The 19,789-nt window shown below is 44.5% G+C and carries 16 protein-coding genes; 10 read left to right on the top strand and 6 right to left on the bottom strand.

The window, feature by feature from the left end:
- Positions 1–9: 9 nt before the first annotated feature.
- The gene (locus tag AC3IT7_RS10710) at positions 10–1,629 is read left to right on the top strand and encodes an inorganic phosphate transporter (protein ID WP_489248456.1); all 1,620 of its coding nucleotides are present in this window, start codon (positions 10–12) and stop codon (positions 1,627–1,629) included.
- A 79-nt stretch (positions 1,630–1,708) separates the two neighbouring features.
- Entirely contained in the window at positions 1,709–1,918 is a 210-nt protein-coding gene (locus AC3IT7_RS10705) for a hypothetical protein (protein WP_489248455.1), read from the top strand.
- A 263-nt stretch (positions 1,919–2,181) separates the two neighbouring features.
- Here AC3IT7_RS10705 and AC3IT7_RS10700 read toward each other — a convergent pair whose 3' ends face one another.
- Both AC3IT7_RS10700 and AC3IT7_RS10695 read right to left on the bottom strand, forming a co-directional pair.
- The gene (locus AC3IT7_RS10700; protein WP_489248454.1) at positions 2,182–3,723 is read right to left on the bottom strand and encodes a hypothetical protein; all 1,542 of its coding nucleotides are present in this window, start codon (positions 3,721–3,723) and stop codon (positions 2,182–2,184) included.
- Between the two features lie 220 nt (positions 3,724–3,943).
- On the bottom strand, positions 3,944–4,561 hold the full coding sequence (locus AC3IT7_RS10695) for a rhomboid family intramembrane serine protease (protein ID WP_489248453.1): 618 nt from the start codon (positions 4,559–4,561) through the stop codon (positions 3,944–3,946).
- 159 nt (positions 4,562–4,720) lie between these two features.
- On the opposite strand from AC3IT7_RS10695, the gene nfuA reads away from it, so the two are divergent.
- The 3 genes from nfuA to AC3IT7_RS10680 all read left to right on the top strand — a co-directional run bounded on the left by nfuA (position 4,721) and on the right by AC3IT7_RS10680 (position 9,000).
- Positions 4,721–5,359 carry a Fe-S biogenesis protein NfuA gene (gene nfuA, locus AC3IT7_RS10690; RefSeq protein ID WP_489248452.1) on the top strand — a complete coding sequence of 213 codons (639 nt, stop codon included), beginning with the start codon at positions 4,721–4,723 and terminating at the stop codon, positions 5,357–5,359.
- 191 nt (positions 5,360–5,550) lie between these two features.
- Positions 5,551–7,638: a TonB-dependent receptor domain-containing protein gene (locus AC3IT7_RS10685; protein WP_489248451.1), complete on the top strand. Its 2,088-nt coding sequence runs from the start codon at positions 5,551–5,553 to the stop codon at positions 7,636–7,638.
- 72 nt (positions 7,639–7,710) lie between these two features.
- Positions 7,711–9,000, top strand: coding sequence for a class I SAM-dependent methyltransferase (locus AC3IT7_RS10680; protein ID WP_489248450.1), 1,290 nt, complete (start codon positions 7,711–7,713; stop codon positions 8,998–9,000).
- Positions 9,001–9,068: 68 nt separating this feature from the next.
- Here the strand turns inward: AC3IT7_RS10680 and AC3IT7_RS10675 are convergent, their stop codons facing one another.
- Both AC3IT7_RS10675 and AC3IT7_RS10670 read right to left on the bottom strand, forming a co-directional pair.
- Complete coding sequence (locus AC3IT7_RS10675) at positions 9,069–10,070, bottom strand: hypothetical protein (protein WP_489248449.1); 1,002 nt, start codon at positions 10,068–10,070, stop codon at positions 9,069–9,071.
- 14 nt (positions 10,071–10,084) lie between these two features.
- Complete coding sequence (locus AC3IT7_RS10670; protein WP_489248448.1) at positions 10,085–11,122, bottom strand: alpha/beta fold hydrolase; 1,038 nt, start codon at positions 11,120–11,122, stop codon at positions 10,085–10,087.
- 310 nt (positions 11,123–11,432) lie between these two features.
- Here AC3IT7_RS10670 and AC3IT7_RS10665 point away from each other — a divergent pair, with 310 nt between their 5' ends.
- Positions 11,433–12,047, top strand: a complete 615-nt coding sequence (locus AC3IT7_RS10665) for a carbonic anhydrase (protein ID WP_475654207.1) — start codon at positions 11,433–11,435, stop codon at positions 12,045–12,047.
- Positions 12,048–12,090: 43 nt separating this feature from the next.
- On the opposite strand, the gene AC3IT7_RS10660 is transcribed toward AC3IT7_RS10665, so the two are convergent.
- Positions 12,091–12,720: an arylesterase gene (locus tag AC3IT7_RS10660; RefSeq protein WP_475654208.1), complete on the bottom strand. Its 630-nt coding sequence runs from the start codon at positions 12,718–12,720 to the stop codon at positions 12,091–12,093.
- A gap of 11 nt (positions 12,721–12,731) precedes the next feature.
- On the opposite strand from AC3IT7_RS10660, the gene AC3IT7_RS10655 reads away from it, so the two are divergent.
- Complete coding sequence (locus AC3IT7_RS10655; RefSeq protein ID WP_475654209.1) at positions 12,732–13,457, top strand: ABC transporter ATP-binding protein; 726 nt, start codon at positions 12,732–12,734, stop codon at positions 13,455–13,457.
- A gap of 1 nt (position 13,458) precedes the next feature.
- Positions 13,459–15,951, top strand: a complete 2,493-nt coding sequence (locus AC3IT7_RS10650) for an ABC transporter permease (protein WP_489248447.1) — start codon at positions 13,459–13,461, stop codon at positions 15,949–15,951.
- A 34-nt stretch (positions 15,952–15,985) separates the two neighbouring features.
- On the opposite strand, the gene AC3IT7_RS10645 is transcribed toward AC3IT7_RS10650, so the two are convergent.
- Positions 15,986–16,804, bottom strand: a complete 819-nt coding sequence (locus tag AC3IT7_RS10645) for a rhomboid family intramembrane serine protease (RefSeq protein ID WP_489248446.1) — start codon at positions 16,802–16,804, stop codon at positions 15,986–15,988.
- A 77-nt stretch (positions 16,805–16,881) separates the two neighbouring features.
- Between AC3IT7_RS10645 and mtgA the strand changes: the two genes are divergently transcribed.
- Both mtgA and ppk1 read left to right on the top strand, forming a co-directional pair.
- Positions 16,882–17,556, top strand: a complete 675-nt coding sequence (mtgA, locus tag AC3IT7_RS10640) for a monofunctional biosynthetic peptidoglycan transglycosylase (protein ID WP_489248445.1) — start codon at positions 16,882–16,884, stop codon at positions 17,554–17,556.
- Positions 17,557–17,667: 111 nt separating this feature from the next.
- Positions 17,668–19,749 (top strand): polyphosphate kinase 1, encoded by a 2,082-nt coding sequence (gene ppk1 / locus AC3IT7_RS10635; protein ID WP_489248444.1) that lies wholly within the window; start codon positions 17,668–17,670, stop codon positions 19,747–19,749.
- The last annotated feature ends 40 nt before the right edge of the window (positions 19,750–19,789 follow it).

The following is a 19,789-nucleotide window of genomic DNA, read 5'->3' as shown; positions in this document are numbered from 1 at the left end:
CCTGCTTGCATGAATCCTAATCAAACTCCCGTAGATTCAGCACACGAGTCGGCTTCGCAAAAGTCGACCAATGTTCATGTGCCAACACCGAAATTCTTTATGCCGGTGTTCCTGACTCTTATTATCACCACGCTGATTTATATCGGCTTTCAATTGTCTGCAGATTTAGCACATGTACCGGCCTTGAGCCTGTACTCAGTGATCTTGTTAGCAACGGCATTATTTATTGCTTTGGGCTTTGAATTCGTCAATGGCTTCCACGATACGGCCAATGCTGTCGCAACCGTGATTTATACCAATGCACTTTCTGCTCCCGTCGCCGTGATGTGGGCCGGCTTCTGTAATTTCCTTGGGGTCATGGTGGCCAGTGGTGCGGTAGCTTACGGCATTATTGCATTATTACCTGTCGAACTGATTATGAACGTCGGTTCGGGTGCCGGTTTTGCCATGGTATTTGCCATGCTGATTGCAGCTATTGTCTGGAATCTGGGAACCTGGTTCCTGGGGATTCCGGCATCCAGCTCACATACCCTGATCGGTTCGATTCTGGGTGTGGGGATCATGAACTATATCCTGCACGCGAGTAGTGGTGCATCGGGTATAGACATGGAGCAGGTGATGAAAGTCGGTAAGGCGCTATTATTTTCGCCTTTAATCGGTTTTGCATTTGCAGCGGTACTGTTCTTGCTGGTGAAAAAAGTCTTCAGAAAACAGCTGGAACTGTTTCAGCCACCTGAAGGCAATAAGCCGCCACCACCTTTAATCCGTGCCATTTTGATTTTTACCTGTACCGGTGTAAGTTTTGCACACGGTTCGAATGATGGTCAGAAAGGTATGGGCTTGATCATGCTGATTCTGATTGGTTGCGTACCACTGGCGTACTCACTCAATAAAAATTTAGATACTCAACATATTCAGACTTTCGGTCAGTTGTCTGCGCAAACCGCCGATGTGATTTATCCAAACCATAGCGATATTGAAGATGCAAAAGCGCGTCAGATTATTACTGAATACATTCAAACCAAAGAAATCACCCCTGAAGTAGTGCCTGCATTGGCAAGCCTGACCGATCACCTCGGTGAGAAAGTTGGCAGCTACAACAGTATTAAGGATGTTCCGGAAGCGGAAGTTTCAGAATTCCGTAATGACATGTATTTAAGCACCACAGCATTCAAACGTTTGGACAAGGCAGATGCTCTGCCTGCAATGACGGCTGAACAGGAAAAGACGGTAGATAACTACCGTGACAGTCTGGATTCGTTCTTGCAATACATTCCGACCTGGGTAAAAGTGGCCGTTGCCTTGGCGCTGGGTCTGGGTACCATGGTGGGCTGGAAGCGTATTGTGGTGACAGTCGGTGAGCGTATTGGGAAGCAGCATATGACTTATGGTCAGGGGATGTCTGCCGAGCTTGTGGCGATGTCGACTATTGCTGCGGCAGATGGTTTTGGTATGCCGGTTTCAACCACTCATGTATTGAACTCTGCGGTTGCAGGTACCATGGTGGCAAATAAATCCGGTCTGAACTTCCAGATGGTCAAAACAATTCTGTCGGCTTGGGTGTTTACACTGCCAGCGACCATCTGTCTGTCAGGCGGTTTGTACTGGGTACTGTTAAAAGTGTTCTAAGTTATTTAGACATAAAAAAAGCTGCTCTAGAGCAGCTTTTTTTATAGTTTATTTAAAATTTAGATATGTTCAAAAGAGAGTGAAGTCACGATTAAGGCAACAGGGATGTCGCCGTCAGGCTGTCTTGCGTAATTTTTTAAAGCAATGCTTAAAAAATTACGCAGGATATATCATCAGCTTAACAAAAGATTTTTTTACCTTGCGCAGCCGTGCTGCTCATCTTGCAAAAGTAAAGAAAAAAGAAGCTATAAAACAGATCAACTTAAATCTTTACCAAGCTCAATCATAAGAATTTGAAAGCTTAAATTAAGCTCTCGCTGACCCTCATTTACGCTTCGGTTTTAAAAGCGCTGCTTTAAAACTTGCTCAGGAGAGCGGGGATCAAGGTTGCATGCTTGAATATTTATAAGCTTAGAATTGATTAGCTATTGAATGGATACTCCCTCTCTCAGGCAGAGGGCTGGGGTGAGAGAAAGCTAAAAATACTTTTTCTCACCAATACCCGTGTAATGCGTTAAAAACCGGGAAGGAAAGGGGACAATATTGAAAAAATTACTTCTTCAACTTAGCCAATAATCCTTTCGGCAGCTTATCCGTCGCAAAACCATATAGCGCAGCAAAAGGCAGTGCAGTGCGTGCCAGATAGGCCACGCGCCACAAACCGCCATGATTGGCACCATGCATCATCAATTCAAGTGGATGATTCAGCTTCACTTCAGGATTGGCCACCGATTCAGGATTGCGCAGGTCATGAATCCAGAGTGCAGCCATAATCGCATTGGTGGTTTCAGGTGCAAATGCTTCGACATCAAACAGGCTGGCGCCGTTAAAAGCTGCTTTTAACAATGGATTTTTGGTGACTGAATAGGTGGTGGTGGATGGGGCAATATTGATACTGACACGTTGACCTTGAGCACGAGCCAAGGTGGCACGCCATTGCTGAATGCGTTTTGCCAGCGCATAGTTCGGACCTTGTTCGACCACCAGACAATCACAGATGCCATAACACTGATCGCCAGACTGAATCAGTTCATGTGTATTTTTCTGGAAAAAGTGTTTGCGACTTACAGTTGAAATACCTTTGGAAATTAGCGTCTGGGCTTTAGAGCGCTCTACATATTTTACCTTTGATGCTTCAATTACCTCACTTGGAACCGCATAGACATCGGTCGGGGTACACATATACATCAGGCTGGTATTGGCTTTTTGCTGACTGACATACTGCATGATGGCATCCATCGCCATCGAAACCCGGACATGCTTCTCGCCATCCAGATAAGCAATTGCAGCCAGATCCAGATCCTGTTCAAACTGTAATAGCCATTTGGCAATTTCAGGAATCTGGGTAAGCAAATTTGCGCCTAATTTTTCTTTTAAAGTGTCAAGTGAAGTCTCGGCAGGCAAGTCTTCAGTACAAGGTGCATATAGCGTGGCGTTGCCTTGACTCACGGTATCGACAATCTTGCCCCACACCCGGGTGTTTGGCAGGTCAATCGCCACAATGTTGGCTTTCCATTTGGCCAGCCAGGTCAGAGGGCCGGCTTCAGAAGCTGCACCAAACAGCACAGTGGTACGATCTGACAAGTCAAACCATTCTGGATGCGCCACACATTCACGTAACGCATTGGCATGGCTGCTTTCCACAATGCCTTGGGCTTCCCAGCGTTTAATCTGTGCCAATAAGGCTTCGCCTTGCAATTTCTGGCCTTGATAGGGTACATACCATTCTGGTGCTGCCTGACTGCTTCCTGTCAATTTAAATGTATGTAATTGATCGGCGGGCAAGCTGAAGGCATCTTTGAGTAAATGTTTCTGGCCATCACGGTAAAATTCAAAGCTCTGATGCGCCTGTGCCAGACCATCTTCGGCAATTTTCAGGCTGGCTTCAGGAGAGCTTAAACCCTGTTGCACCAGTTGCTTGAAATGTACGGTATATTGTTTGCGCCAGTTTTTTTCTGATTTGGCCTGTGCAGCACTGTGTTCATCGACATTGGCCAGTGCGGCTGCGATGATCGCGCGTCCTGTTTTCGAGCTACTTGGTTTTTGTTGATTCGATTGAAGAGGAAATTGAAGACCGTCTGGCAAAGTGGACATGCAAAATATCTCGTAAAGGACAGTAATTAATATACAGATGTATACATTATCGCTGCAAAATTCGCTCCAAGATTGGCAATAAGTACCATCATGGCTTTTAAATATATTACGAGATGTTTCAAACGAATCAGAGAGCGGAAGCTCTCTTCTGGGATTTTACACGGCACTATCAGGCTCAATTCATATTGAGCCTGATTTACTCAGGATACAATCGCCCTGATTAAAACGGAACCTGCATCAGTTTATTCAGGAAATGTGGAAGCAGGCGCGGTTCCAGAATAATGGTCATGATGACCCCATAGGCTGCACCCCACAGATGTGCACTGTGATTAATATTGCTATTGCCTTTTTTGCCTGACCAGATGCTATAAGCCACGTATAGTACAGCGAAAATAATTGCAGGAACCGGAATAAAGAATACAAAAATCAGCTTCCACGGCTCAAACAGAATGTAGGCAAACAGCACTGCAGAGACGGCTCCGGAAGCACCGAGACTGGCCCAGCGCGGGTTATCTTTATGGGTCAGATAACTCGGAATAATTGCTGCAATCAGACCGCCCAAATAGAACAGAATGAAACCCAGATCATATAAATACTGCCGATAAAAGCTTTCGATCACACTGCCAAAAAAGAACAGAGTGATCATGTTGAACAGCAGATGGGTGCCATCAGCATGAATAAAACCATGGGTAATAAAGCGGTCATATTGTCCACGCTGCATTGCCGGTGGCCAGAAAATCAGACGATTCATCACCGTCTCTTTAGAAAAGGCAATAAAGGACACAATACAGGTGATCAGAACAATGGTAACGGTGTGATTAAAAGGTAAATCAAGCATATAAAGTAATTCTAATGGTGCCTATTTGCCAATTATGATGCCATTAAAAGCAAACTAAAGTTGTACTTTTATAATAAATCCGACAATTTTAGTTGATTTTTAAAAATTACCCCGCATCTTCAGTTAAAATGGCCACTTGAGCTTGAGGAAATTATTGTTATGTCGACTGAGAACAGCAGCACTCCAGTTGTTGGTGAAATTCCCAACTTATTGATTACACCAACAGCACAAGAGTATTTAAAGGATCTATTGGATAAACAGAACACTCCGGGTATTGGTGTGCGTGTTTTTGTAGAGCATCCGGGTACTCCTCGTGCTGAATGTTGCATGGCCTATAGTGCACCTGATGAAGTTGTACCGACAGATTATAAGCAGGAATATCCTGAATTCCCTGCCTATATCGATGCGCCGTCAATTCCATATTTACTGGATGCAGTGATTGACTACAACAAAGACCGTTTTGGTGGTCAGCTGACATTCCGTGCGCCGAACTCTAAAGTGCCACGTGTGGGGCCAGATGCATCGGTAGAAGAGCGTATTACCTATGTATTGCAGTCTGAAATTAATCCAGGCCTGGCAGGACACGGTGGTAACTGTGCATTGGTTGAAGTCAAAGAAGACCCTGAAAAAGGTTTAACCGCAGTACTTAAATTTGGTGGTGGTTGCCAGGGCTGTTCAGCGATTGACATCACTTTGAAACAAGGTGTTGAAACCACATTAAAACAGCATGTTCCTGAATTGATGCATGTAGTTGATGAAACAGATCATAGCCAATCTGAAGGTGCGTACATGAAATAAGCTGTCCTATAACAGGTTATTTAGCACATTTCAAAAAACCTCGAACTTTCGAGGTTTTTTTATATCCGGCTTAAAATTTAGTGAATGTTAATGATAATAATTATCAATAGTAATTGCATTCAATGGAGAAGCTGTTACACTTTGCAACCGAATAAACATGATCTCTTCATAAATATTAGGGCGCGCAAGGTATGAATAAGCCATTCTTAAAAACAACTTTGGCATTTGCTGTAGTTTCAGCAATCGCTGTAAATGTGCAGGCGGAAGAAAATATTGCGTTGGAAAATGAAGCAGTACAGCAGGCAGCATCAACAAAATTAAAATCGATTGTAGTTACTACAGCAGGGGGATATGAACAAAATATTGCGGATGCAGCTGCAACTATTTCTGTAATTACTGCGGAAGAGTTAGAAAAAAAATCTTATAGTGATGTGACGGATGCTTTAAAAAATGTGCCAGGTGTTTTTGTGCAGGGGGGCGGTACTAACCAGACAGTTTCGATCCGTGGTATGGGTTCAGCATACACACTGTTTTTGATTGACGGCAAACCCATGAATGATGGCAGTTTATTGACTACAAATGGGGGCGTGCAGGGTGCCTCTATTAATTTCTTACCACCTGTTGAAGCCATTGAGCGAATCGAAGTTATTCGTGGACCATCTTCATCTTTATATGGTTCAGATGCAATGGGCGGGGTAATTAATATCATTACCAAAAAACACCAAGATCAGATGACAGCAAGTGTCCGTACAGAATATATAAAAGCGGATAAATCAAACAAAGTAAATAATGATGCAACCAATACCAGTCTGTATATCAATACACCCTTGATTGATAAGCTCTTGTCTTTGCAATTAAATGCAGGATTTCAAAACATCGAAGAGAGCAGTTTTCAAAAGAACAATACAGAATCGGCTGAAAGTGATCCGGAGTTTAATAAAAAAAATCTGAGCGGAAAGTTTGTCTTCACGCCTGATGAAAACAATACCATTACGGCTGAATATTCAACCACACAACAAGAAAGAACGCATACACCGGGACGAAGCATGTTGCCGACCAGTAATAGAAGTTATTCTGAACTTGAAAAAAATAACTACAATTTAAGTCATGAAGGCAAATATGATCAATTTGTTGTTAATTCCTATGTGCAATACGATAAAGATAAAAATAATTCCATTACCGGCAGAACAGTAACTCTTGAAGATGGAAGCAGTGTGACCAATCCGGGTGGCATACTTTTTGAAACATTGACTGCAAACTCTCAAGGCACCTATTTTTTTGATCAGCATTCCTTGACGGTCGGTGCAAACTTTAAACAGGAAAATCTGGAAGATGGCACCACCAATCAGCAGAAGGCGATGGCAGGCAAGGTGACCAAAATGGATAGATACCAATGGGCTCTATTTGCTGAAGATACCTGGAATGCAACTGATGATCTGGCTTTAACTTTTAGTGGACGCTATGACGAAAACGAATTCTTCGGGAGTAACTTTAGTCCCAAAGCTTATGCGGTTTATAACGCAACAGATAGCTTGATTGTCAAAGGTGGGGTGATCTCGGGTTATAAAGCCCCAAGCTTAAGAAATTCTTCTCCGGAGTATATGCTTAACTCAATGGGCGGTGCAATTTTGCCAAATCCGGATTTGGAGCCTGAAAAAAGTTTAACCTATGAAACCGGAATTGCTTATCAAAATCCGGATTTGGGTTTACTTGGAAGCCTGATGTTCTTTAAAACTGACTTCAAAGACAAAATTACCAGATCTTCTCGAGTGGCAGGCAGTCAGGAAGATGGCAGTCAATTCTATATTGATAATCCGGAACTTCCTTTCAATGCTAATGGCTATACCTACAACTACAATGTAGATGAGGCTGAAATTCAGGGACTAGAAATCACCACAGACTATCAAGTTAGAGATGATGTGAAGTACCGCCATTCTTATACCTATACCGACAGCGAGCAAAAATCGGGTCAACATCAAGGCAAGCCATTAAGCGATATTCCTAAACATATGTTTAATGCCGGCCTGGACTGGGAGCTCAATGATCAAGTATTGCTATGGTCACAGCTCAACTACCGTGGAGAAACTGCCGGAACCACGGGGGGTGTTAAAACACCTTCATATACCTTTATAGATGTCGGCGCTGTCTATAAACATGATGATAAATTGCAGTTTTCAACTGGCATTTATAATTTAGCCAACAAGAATGTTGTGGATGATGGTAATTCCTCTGTTTTAGATGGCAGAAAATATAGCTTTGCGGTAAATCTGAAATTCTAAACATTCATGGGGCTGTAAAGCCCCATTCTTCGAAGAAATATATTTTTTAAATCAAGTTTGATCAGGCAGGATATGAACAAAAAAGATGGCTATGTGGTTGATACCACTTACCCGGCATTCTTTTATAAAGAAATGCAACCCCTCTGGTTAAATACAGTAATCAATTTTTTGGGCTTCAAAACTATAGATATTACAAAATCTTTTTCATATCTGGAATTGGCCTGTGCAACAGGAACAAATCTTCTGGTATGTGCCATTAATTATCCAGAAGGTTATTTTGTCGGGGTTGATTTCAATAAAGATCATATTGATAAAGCCAAACAATCAGCGCAATCGCTAGGGCTTAAAAATATCGAGTTCATACACTGTGATTTTTCAGCCTTTCTAGAAAAAAATATCCTGAAGTTTGATTTCATTGTGAATCATGGCACTTTTTCTTGGATTTCGCCGGCCCATCAAAAAAACATTCTGGACATTGTTTCGCAATCCTTAAATGATTTGGGAATATTTTATCTGCATTATATGTGCTATCCGGGTTCGGCTGATTTGTTGCCTGTACAGAAACTTTTGAATCTGGTCGATCAGCATAATCAGGCATCTTCATTAGCTAGTATAGAGACAGGAAAGAAACTGTTTTATGACTTAAATGATGCAGGTGCTTTTATTGATCATCCCAAAATAGAAGCTGTTTTCAAAACTTTAGAACAAAGACCCGCCTATTTGGCACATGAGTTTTTAACTGATTACTGGCAACCCCAGTACAGTGTTGATGTGCATCATCAAGTGCATCAAGCGGCGCAATTAGCCTATTTAGGCAGCGCGAATCCATGTGAAAATATGGACAGTATTAGCATCCCACTCAAAATGCAGAAAATCATACATGATACTCAGGCGCCTGCTTTAAAAGAATATTTAAAAGACTTGGCCAGAGATGCAAAACAGAGAGCAGATATTTTTCAAAGAAAACCAGCAGCATTTAAAAATGCAGATCATCTCAGTGCTATTAACCAAATCGATTTTAAGCTTTTGACAAAGGCACCCAAAAATAGCGGTATTCGTTTTAAAACAGTAATAGGTGAAATTAAGGCGCCAAAAGAAATTATTGCACCTTTAATTGAGTGTTTGTCAAAAAAAGAAATCAGCTTTGGAGAACTATTAACTTTGCCTGCTTTTAAAAATAATCCGATCTTCCTAATCGAAACGATTTTTCTTATGATGAATGCACATTATGTGCATCCATGTTCAAGTACAGCAGAACAGGTCGATCAAAATCAAGTAAATAGATTCAATCAAATGATGAAAAAAGACAAGATTCAACTCAGGATAATGAAAGATTGCGCCACGGCAATTGACTCAAATTGAAAATAAAGTTTCAAAATATGAGTTCTGATTCATTGAGATAAAGAAGCCGCTATAAAGCGGCTTTTTTTTTAAATCTTCAGAATTTTCAAAGTATTTTCATGATAATAAAACCGTTCCAGATAGATGCGGGCACGTTCACGTAAATGACCCTGTGAAACCATCTGCTGGATTACCGGGCTGAGCAGTTGCTGCAATTCATGCTGGATTAGAGCTTCATCAATATTCAGATCACGTAATAACTGGTCAAAAGTATGGGCCTGATTGCGTACATACCAGGTATGAATGCCATCATGAACTTGCTGCTGCAAATAGTCCGTCTGACGCAGATGATCCCAAATCTCATGACCTAAGCCGACGGTCTGATTCAGGTCCTGCAATTCAATATAATTCTTCACGACCGATACCGGCATATCTTTGATTTTATGCCAGAGATTGGCTTGAAAATGATAGAGTTTTTCATCGTCAAAATGCTGGTTCAGCACATGTTCACTCATCTGGCTGAGCTTGAGAATATTCTTTTGCAGATAACGTGCAATGGTGCTGTCCAGATTGGTATCCGTGACATTTTCCAGTACCGACTTGCCCATTTTCATAAAACGGGAAACACCGGGTACGCTTTTGGCAATCATGGAATTATCCAGATAATCCTGAATCGAATGCTGGATCAGTTGCGTGATCATGGCCGAAAATGCCGGATTACTCACTACGGTTTTAATCAGACGCTGACGATGCCCACTTTTGCTGGCCACATATTGTGCGATCTTGTCTACGGTCAGTACCGGAATGATATCGGCAATCTTGGTGGTATCATTGACCGGATGTACCAAGGCAAAACGGATATGTTCAGCAATCTGTTCAATCAGAAAGGCACTGGCGGCTGTGCCCAGAATCTGTTTCTGTAACAGCTGATTAATCAGATCACAGCTCCACAGCTCTTTTAGCGTCTGTTTGCGCAACCACAAATAAAATGCATGAAACTCGCTTTGAACTGTTTCAGATTGAGCAAATGCCTGATCGAGAAAATCAAGTTGAGCGTCGATCAACTGCTCAATCATGGGGTGTTTCTGCATAGCATCTCTGAAACTTAATTTAAAGGAATGAGTTTATCAGCAAGTGGGTTTTTTAGGGTCTGGGTCTTGGCCAGAAATGGCAAATAATGTTGTGCCACCTGTTTTTCTGCTTCCAGAATTGGCATATGCCCGACATTATTCAAAATGACCGGTTTTTCGGCACGTTTCAGCAGGGCATGCAGTTCCTTGACCACTTCGACATTAATAATCCGATCCTGTTTGCCCCATAAAATTAAAGTCGGTGCTTCGACTGTGCGGGTCAGGCGGGCAAAAGTTTCTGGCGTATAGATCCGATTCAGCATCACCACCTGATCAATGGATTTACTGGTTTGTTCAGCGCGTGCAATCAGCAGTTTTTCCTGTGCATGGCGTAGCTGATAAGGAATTACCGGCGGGTTCTGCATCAGCTGTCTGGAGATATCTTGCAGGTCGCCGGGCTTGCTGACGATTAGATCTTTTAGAGCCTGCGGGTCTTTGGTATAAGGGGTATTACCCATTTTATACAGGCCGGCACTATTGATTAAAAACAGGCTTTGCGTATCAAACGGATATTGCGAGGCGTAGACCGTGGCAATTGATCCACCCAGAGAATGTCCGGCAATATGCAGATTCTCGTCCACATTCAAGGTTTCGATGAACGAACGTAGCTGAGAGGTTACATTTGGCACAGACACATCAAAATTGTCCGGAACCTTGGTATCGCCGTTACTTGGCAGGTCAGGAATAATCACATGATAATGTGGGGTCAGAAACTGAGCTACCCGGTTCCAGTTGTCACGGGTGCCGGCTAGGCCATGAATCAGCAGGATTGAGGGCTTGTGCTTGGCACCGCCTTCACTATAGCTCCAGGTCACCTCACCGATTTTGAGGGTTTTGGATTGAAGTCCAGCTTGCAGACGTTCCTGCTGCAAATGTTGCTGTAATATTCTGGCAGGCTTATCATTCGGCTGGCTCAACAGATACTGACTATGCGTCAAGCTGGGTAAGGCCATGCTTAATGCGACTAAGGTCGAGCAGATTATTTTCGAACGCAACTTTATTATTTTCTTCATTGATACATTCCCCCAAAAAACACACTGGGCAAAGTGCCCAAAATACTTCCGTGTTATAAATTTGAAAACAGTATTCCCATACAACTGTATTCTTACCCCCTATTTTAAATTAATCCCTGCACTTGTCACTCATTAGTTTTTTGCTGAAAGGCATTAAATAAGGCTAAAGTGTGATCGGATTCTCGAAAAATTCTTGAAAAATGAAATCAGATAAATGCTAAAAATTTAGCCAGCTAAGTTTTTTTGCAAGTGACATTCAAAAAAACTGGCAGTAAGATATTGCAACTAAAACCATCGGTGGTAGAAAAGAATGCTCACAGCTCAAGAAGCTTTAGAACGTCTTAGACAAGGGAACCAACGTTTTGTCAGCGGCGATACCTCGCATCCAAAACAGCTTAGCCACCAACAGCGCGCAGAAATGGCAGAGGATCAGAATCCTTTTGCGATTGTCTTGGGATGTTCGGATTCGCGTGTTCCAGCCGAAATGGTCTTCGATCAGGGTTTGGGTGATCTTTTTGTGATTCGTGTTGCCGGCAATATTGTTGCACCATCCCAGGTCGGCAGTGTTGAGTTTGCCGCGGAGCGTTATGACTGCGCTATTGTTGTGGTACTCGGTCACAGTCACTGCGGTGCGGTTAAAGCCACGATTGATACCCTGATGTGCCCGGATTGTCCGCCATCGGCAAACCTGATGTCGATTGTGAACCGCGTGCGCCCTTCAGTCGAAACCTTAATGCAAACTGAACTGAAAAATGATTTGGCCAAACTGTCCAAGCATGCGGTACGTTCAAATGTCTTTGCTTCAGTCAATCAGTTACGTCATGGCTCAGCCGTTCTGGAAAACCTGATTGCTCAAGGAAAACTCAAAGTAGTCGGCGCTGAATATTCACTGGAAACCGGTGAAGTACTGTTCTTCGATTTCTAGGCAATATTTATTTAAATACGGTCTAAAATCATTTAAAGGCGCTTTATAAAGCGCCTTTAATGTATGGATAGGCATTATTGAGCAAGATCGTTTGCGCTTTGGCATTCGGATGGATCAGATCCTTTTGCATCAGGGTTTTATTGCCGGCTATACCTTCCATAAAAAACGGCAATAACTTCACCTTATATTGCTGGCTTACCACTTTATAATTATTCTCAAAAGCCTTGCTATAGGCCTGACCATAATTGGGCGGCATCTTCATGCCAAATACCACCACCTTGGCCTTGGCTTTCTGGCTCTGCTGAATCAGGCTGGCTAAATTTTTTTGAATCATTTGTGGCGGCTGTCCGCGCAAGCCATCATTGCCACCTAATTCAATCACCACCACATCGGGACGATGCGTCTGTAACAGTTTTGGCAGTCTGGCCAGGGCGCCGCTGGTGGTTTCTCCACTGACACTTGCATTGACCACTTTATGCTGTTTCGGATACTGTTGTTCTAGACGCTTTTGTAATAAATGTACCCAGCCTTGTTGTGGTTGAATACCATAACCAGCACTTAAACTATCACCTAAAATCATAATCGTCTTTGCTGATACACCGAGTGGTAACAGGCAGAGACTGAGCAAAAACAAGTAAGGCAATACCCGAGTTTTCTGATTAAGATCTTTCATATAGGATACGTATGATTCAAAGTAGCAACGATTCGACTATCATGCCACAGGCGATTATTTCTGCCCAGAAATTGACACAAAAGATACAACTTTCACAAAAACAGCTGACTATTTTTGAAGATCTTGATCTACAGATTCAGGCCGGGGAGCAGGTGGCGATTACTGGCCGTTCCGGTTCCGGAAAATCTACCTTGCTGGGCATTCTGGCGACTCTAGATCAGGCCAGTTCTGGCCAGCTCATGGTCTGCGGCGAATCGGTGTCTAACTTGAATGAAGAACAACGCGCGCTGGTACGTTTGAGAAATATCGGTTTTGTGTTTCAGTCTTTTCAGCTGTTGCCGCATCTGACGGCACTGGAAAATGTCATGCTGCCACTGCGCCTGCAGCCGGCTTTTAAATATGCGGAAGCCGAGCAAAAAGCCTTGGCGCTGCTGCATAAAGTTGGCCTGGATCGACAGGCACAACAGACCCCGAAAGTCCTGTCTGGCGGGGAGCAGCAGCGTGTCGCGATTGCACGGGCACTGGTCAGTGAACCGAAAATTATTTTTGCCGATGAACCGACGGGCAATCTGGATGGAGAAACGGCGAAAGAAATTGAACAGCTTCTGTTTCAGTTGAACCGGGAATTAGGCACGACCCTGGTGCTGGTGACGCATGACCGCAAACTGGCACAGCAATGCCAGCGACATTTTGAACTGCTGAATGGTCAGCTGATTGAACATCCGAGTGGAGGGTGAAATGAATCCGCTATTTCGTCCTTTACTGACGCAAAGCTTTAAAAGTACCGGAATTTATCTGCTGATTATTGCCTTAACTTTAGCGATTAGTGCAACAACGGCGCTCAAGTTTAGTAATGAACAGATTCAAAATGCAGTCGCCTTGCAGGCCGCAGAAATGCTGGCCGGTGATCTGGTGCTTTCCGACAATGAACCTTTGCCGGAGCAGTGGCGTGATCAGGCGCGGCAACTGGATTTACAGCAGTCAGAGGTTACTTTTTTTAGCAGCATGGCCTATACCGATGATCAGTTTGTCATGGTTAATGTCAAGGCCATTGATCAGGCCTTTCCCTTGCGCGGCGAGCTGCAGCTGCAACCTGCCAGAGCGAAGATTCAGCCGGGTGAAATCTGGCTTAGTCCACGGGCCATGGACCTGCTTAAGGTCAAACTCGATGACCAGCTGAATATTGCCGATGCCACGTTTAAAGTCACTGCCAAGATTGAACAGGACTCCAATCAGGAGCTTGGATTTTCCGGCTTCTCGCCAACGGTGATTATTTCCCAGGCAGATGTGGCGCGAACCAATGCCATTCAGATCGGCAGCCGGATTGAATATCGCTTGCTCATGGCCGGTTCTCCTGACCATACTCAAGAGTATGAAGCTTTGTTCAAGCAGCAGCTCAAGTCAGCAAACGGCGCGGCTGAAACACCAGTGGACGTGCAGGGGCAGGAGTCTGAGGAGCAAAGCAGTCTCAGGTTACGTAATGCCAGTGAAGGCAATACCCGCTTGATGAAGCCGATTGCCAATCTGGACACTTTCCTGCAACTGGCCAATATTCTGACGATTTTATTATGCGGGATCGCCATCGCCCTAACCGCGCAGCGCTATGTGCAACAGAATCAGGATCATATTGCCCTGATGCGCTGTATCGGTGCGACCAAACAGCAGATTTTATCGGCTTATCTGGCCTTGCTGGGCATGGTGCTGCTGATTGCCATGCTGATTGGTACAGTGGTCGGGATCGGTCTGGGTTATGGATTATTACAGTTGATGCTGCAACTGATTCCAAACTTGCAGATTGAATTCTCGGCGATCGCGATGTTGCTGGGGCCATTGCCCGTGGCGATGCTGACCAGTGCTGTGGTGCTGTTGGGCTTTGTCATGCCGAGCCTATTGCAGCTGTTGAACACGCCACCGATTCGGGTGATTCGCCAGCAGGAAAAATCAGTGCAATCCATGCTATGGATGCTGCTGACCGGAACGCTGAGCCTGATTATTTTTAGCGTGATTTTAACCGAAAACCTGCTGCTGACTGCCTGGGTGATTGGCGCGATTATTGTGTTATGTGCGGTGCTTTATCTGACGGTATGGCTGATATTAAAGCTGCTGCGCAATTTAAAGCTGAATCTGTCGGCCTATGTACGCACACCATCCCAGACCGCCTTGCAGATTACTGCTTTGGCGCTAGGCTTAAGCCTGATTACCGTGTTAGCTGTATTACGCACAGACTTGTTAGAGCGTTGGCAACAACAGTTACCGGAAGGTACACCAAATCAGTTTGTCTATGGTTTGCCGCCTTTTGATATGCCGGATCTAAAAGCGCAACTAGAACAGAATGGCTGGAAAAGTACACCACTTTATCCGAATGTCCGTGGACGTCTGGTGGCTAAAAATGATCAGCCCTTTGCCGCAGAACTGGTTAAAAGCAGCAATACCTTAAGACGTGAACTGAACTTGACCCAGTCAGACCGTTATCCACAAGACAATGTGATTGTAAGTGGCGAAGCAGTTTTAGCACAGGTCGGCACCGTGTCGGTCGAAGCCAATACAGCGCAAGAATTAGGCATCAAGATTGGAGACAAACTCAGTTTCAGTCTGCCGGAAGGTGTACTGGAAGCAAAAGTGGTGAATTTAAGAACGGTCGAATGGGAAAGTTTTAGCCCGAATTTCTTCTTTATTTTTGCTCCGAATACTATGGATGCTAATGCAGGCAGTTATCTGGGTAGCTTCTATGTGCCGGAGCAAGATAAGGACAAACTGGTGTCTGTGATCCAGCAATTTTCCAATACCGTGTTTATTGATGTCAGCCTGATTCTGGAAGAGATCAAACGCATTGTAAATGTGCTGGTGCAGATCGTGACAATTCTGGCCGTACTGGTCAGTATCTCCGGTTTTCTGGTGCTGATGGCCTGCCTGAACCTGCTCATGGATGAACGCAAACGCGAAGTGGCCTTACTGCGCTCATTTGGCAGTTCCAAGCAAAAACTGAAGACCATGATGAGCCTGGAAATTGGGTTTATCGGCCTGTTTGCCGGAATCGTTTCCTGTCTGTTTGCCGAGGTAATTAGCGCAATCGCCAGTTATCGTATGGATTTAATGATTCAGCCGCACTGGGAAATCTGGATTATCCTGCCGATTTTCATGACCGTGTTGTGTGCGCTGATTGGCCGTTATCGTCTCAGTTATCTGTCGGACATTCCGCCCTTGCAAAGCTTGCGCGAGATGAATCAGTAAGATTCATCTCTGTGGCTTTTAAACTGGCCCAGATCTAAAGCCGTAATTGTTGTTGCATTAGCGCCAGAATCTCTTGCCAGAGTGGACGAATTGCTTCGAGCAGACTCAGGTTATGTTGATAAAACATGACACAGAGGCCAAAACCGATCAGCAGCGCGATCAGGTTGATCAGGCGGCTACCTTGCATTTTTTGTCCGGCGTACCACAGCAAGGTTAGCAAAGCACCCATCAACATGCCGCCAATATGTGCGGCATTGTTGATTCCGCTGATCATGAAACCCATGGCCAGGTTCAGACCCATTACCATTACCAAGGTCTTTTTATCCAGAATAAAACGCTGCTGGGGCAGCATTGGCAATAGCGCCAATACCGTCAGTGACGCGCCTAGTCCCATCACTGCACCAGATGCACCGGCACTCACAGCAGGCAATAAATCAGGGTTGGCCACACCCCCTGCAATCAGATCATAGCTGTCCTGAATATTCATATAGCCGCTGAGCAGGCTGCCCATTAAACCGGCACATATATATAAGCCAATAAAATACACACGGCCAAACAGTTGTTCAGCGACACTACCAAAAATATACAATGCCCACATATTCAACATCAGGTGAATCAGGCCAAAATGGAAAAACATGCTGCTAAACAAACGCATGGGTTCCGCTAAATAGGTTAAAGGTGCATAATCGGCACCCCAGAGAATCGCATCTCGGGTACTCGGCTGACTGATGTCCATGCCATTCAGCGCCTGCCAGCCAAACAATCCGACATTAATTCCGATTAAAATGGCCGTAATCCACCAAAGATGCATTTCAAGCTTGCGGTGTGCCACTGGGGGAGAGTATTCAGACATGCTATTTTTTTACTGTGATTATAAATTTCGAATAAGCTTAACACGAAAAATCAAATTTTAAGGAGTAACGCACTGACATGAAAGCCTTTCTGATCCGCACGATGCTCGTCATCCTCAGTGTGATTTTGCTCATTCAATTGTGGATCTTTGCCAGTCTGGCCTGGTGGCGAACCAATCCGGTCAACACCACCATGATGATGCGGATTGATTACTGGACTGAACCTTCTAAAGCCATCCAGCATCAGTGGCGTCCCTATGATGAGATCAGCCTGAATCTGAAACGGGCCATCGTCACTGCCGAAGATGGAAAATTTGTGCATCACCATGGTTTTGACTGGGACGGAATCCAAACTGCGCTGAATAAAAACCGGGATCAGGGCCGGGTAGTGGCCGGTGGATCTACCATTTCCCAGCAATTGGCCAAAAACCTGTTTCTTGTCAATAAGCGTTCATTTGTGCGTAAAGGTCAGGAAGCGGTGGCGACCTGGATGATGGAACGCATGTGGTCGAAACAGCGGATTCTGGAAGTATATTTAAACTCGATTGAGTTCGGCGACAATATTTATGGAGTGGAAGCAGCGGCCAAACATTATTTTGGCAAGACCGCAGAAAGCCTGACCCAGGATCAGGCCATCTTTCTGGCAGCCATTCTGACCAATCCGAAATATTTTCAGGATCATCGTAACTCCTCTGCCTTAAATGCCCGTAAGCGCATGATTCAGCGCTATATGCGTTATGCAGAATTACCCTAAAAGATTATTTGCAGAGAAAGCCCAATTATTTGGGCTTTTTTTATGAAATTGTCATAAATTTGAAGCATACTTGAAGCGATAAGCACAATTTTAAATCCGCGTAGGTTTGATATGAATACGGCAGCCAGCACCACTTCAGTACAGCCCGAATATACATATAATGATCGTTATATAAATCGTGAACTGTCTATTTTAGATTTCCATTTGCGAGTCTTGGAACAGGCTGTCGATCCGCTACATCCCTTGCTTGAACGCATGAATTTCCTGTTAATTTTTTCGCGTAATCTGGATGAATTCTTTGAAATTCGGGTTGCAGGAGTGATGGAGCAGCTGGATCTGGACAATGAAAGCCGTAGCCCGGATGGATTGACTCCCAAGCAGGTGCTGGAACAGATTTCTAAAACTGCACATGCTGCGATTGAACGCCAGTACCGTATTTTGAATGAAGAGATTTTGCCAAAACTGCGTGATGAAGATATTTGTTTTCTGCGCCGTGGTGAACTGACTCCGGCACAATCAGCCTGGGTGAAAAAATATTTTCAGGAACAGGTGGCGCCCGTCCTCACGCCGATCAGTCTGGATCCCGCGCATCCCTTTCCACGTCTGGTGAATAAATCACTGAACTTTATCGTGACTTTAGAAGGTAAGGATGCCTTTGGCCGTCAGATTGATCTGGCGGTGGTGCCTGCGCCACGTTCACTGCCACGTGTGGTACGTCTGCCAGATGAGCTGACCGATGGCAAAGAGCATCATGTGATGTTGTCGGCCATTATTCATGAGCATGTCTCGGATCTGTTTCCTGGCATGACCGCGACCGGTTGTTATCAGTTCCGCGTGACTCGCAATGCCGATTTGGCCCTGAATGAAGATGTCGAAGATTTGGCCAAGGCACTCAAAGGTGAACTTAGTTCACGCCGTTTTGGCCGTGCTGTACGTCTGGAAGTCACAGAAAACTGTCCACAACATATTTATGCATATCTGCTGAATGAGTTTGATCTGGAAGAAGAGCAGCTTTATAAAGTTGCGGGTCCGGTCAATCTGGCACGTTTGCTGTCTAACTTTAAGCGCCCACATTTGCGCTATGATTCGCATACTCCGATCATTCCTAAAGTACTAAAAAAATCTGAAAATATTTTTAGTGCCATGCAGAAGCAGGATATTTTGCTGCATCATCCCTTTGAATCTTTTGCCCCTGTCATTTCATTATTACGTGAAGCGGCACGTGATCCGCAAGTGCTGGCAATCAAACAGACCTTGTATCGCAGTGGCCCAGATTCTGAAATTGTACAGGTGCTGGCCGAAGCTGCCCGCAATGGTAAAGAAGTCACCGCCGTGATTGAGTTACGTGCGCGTTTTGATGAAGAATCCAATATTGAAGTTGCCAATGTCCTGCAAGAAGCCGGTGCGGTGGTGGTGTATGGTATTGTGGGCTATAAAACCCATGCCAAAATGATTCTGGTGGTTCGCCGGGAAAATAACAAGCTGGTGCGCTATGTGCATCTGGGAACCGGTAATTATCATGCTGGCAATGCGCGGATCTATACCGATTATGGTTTGCTCACTACGGACAAAGACCTGTGTGAAGATGTACACCGTATTTTCCAGGAGCTGACCGGTATGGGGAAAATGGCCAAGCTGAAAAAGCTGCTACATGCGCCGTTTACCTTGCATGCCCAACTGATTAATTATATTGATAATGAAATTGTGAATGCCCAGGCAGGCAAGCCGGCGCAGATCATTGTCAAAGTTAATGCGCTGACCGAGATGCAACTGATCAATAAACTTTATGAGGCTTCTCAGGCCGGCGTACAGGTTGACCTGATTATCCGCTCGATTTGCAGCTTGCGTCCGGGCTTGCCGGGTCTGTCGGAAAATATCCGGGTCCGTTCGATTGTCGGACGTTTTCTGGAGCATACCCGCGTGTATTATTTCAGCAATAATGGCAATGCACGGATTTACTGTTCAAGTGCAGACTGGATGGATCGCAACCTGTTTAACCGGGTTGAAGCCTGTTTTCCGGTAGAAGATGAAACTTTGAAAAAACGCATCTATCAACAGGGCCTGCTCAACTATCTGAAAGATAATCAGCAATCCTGGTTATTACAAGGTGATGGCACCTGGCTGCGAGCGCAACCGCAAGAAGGTGAAAAGCCGCATAATGCACAACGTATTTTATTAGAGTTGTTTAAATAAAATTCAATGTTTCCAAAGGTTGAAAATTCAGCCTTTTTTG

This window comes from Acinetobacter sp. KH_038, from assembly GCF_057839405.1.
Note: the sequence above shows the minus strand (reverse complement) of the source record. Positions and strands in the feature narration are given on the sequence as shown.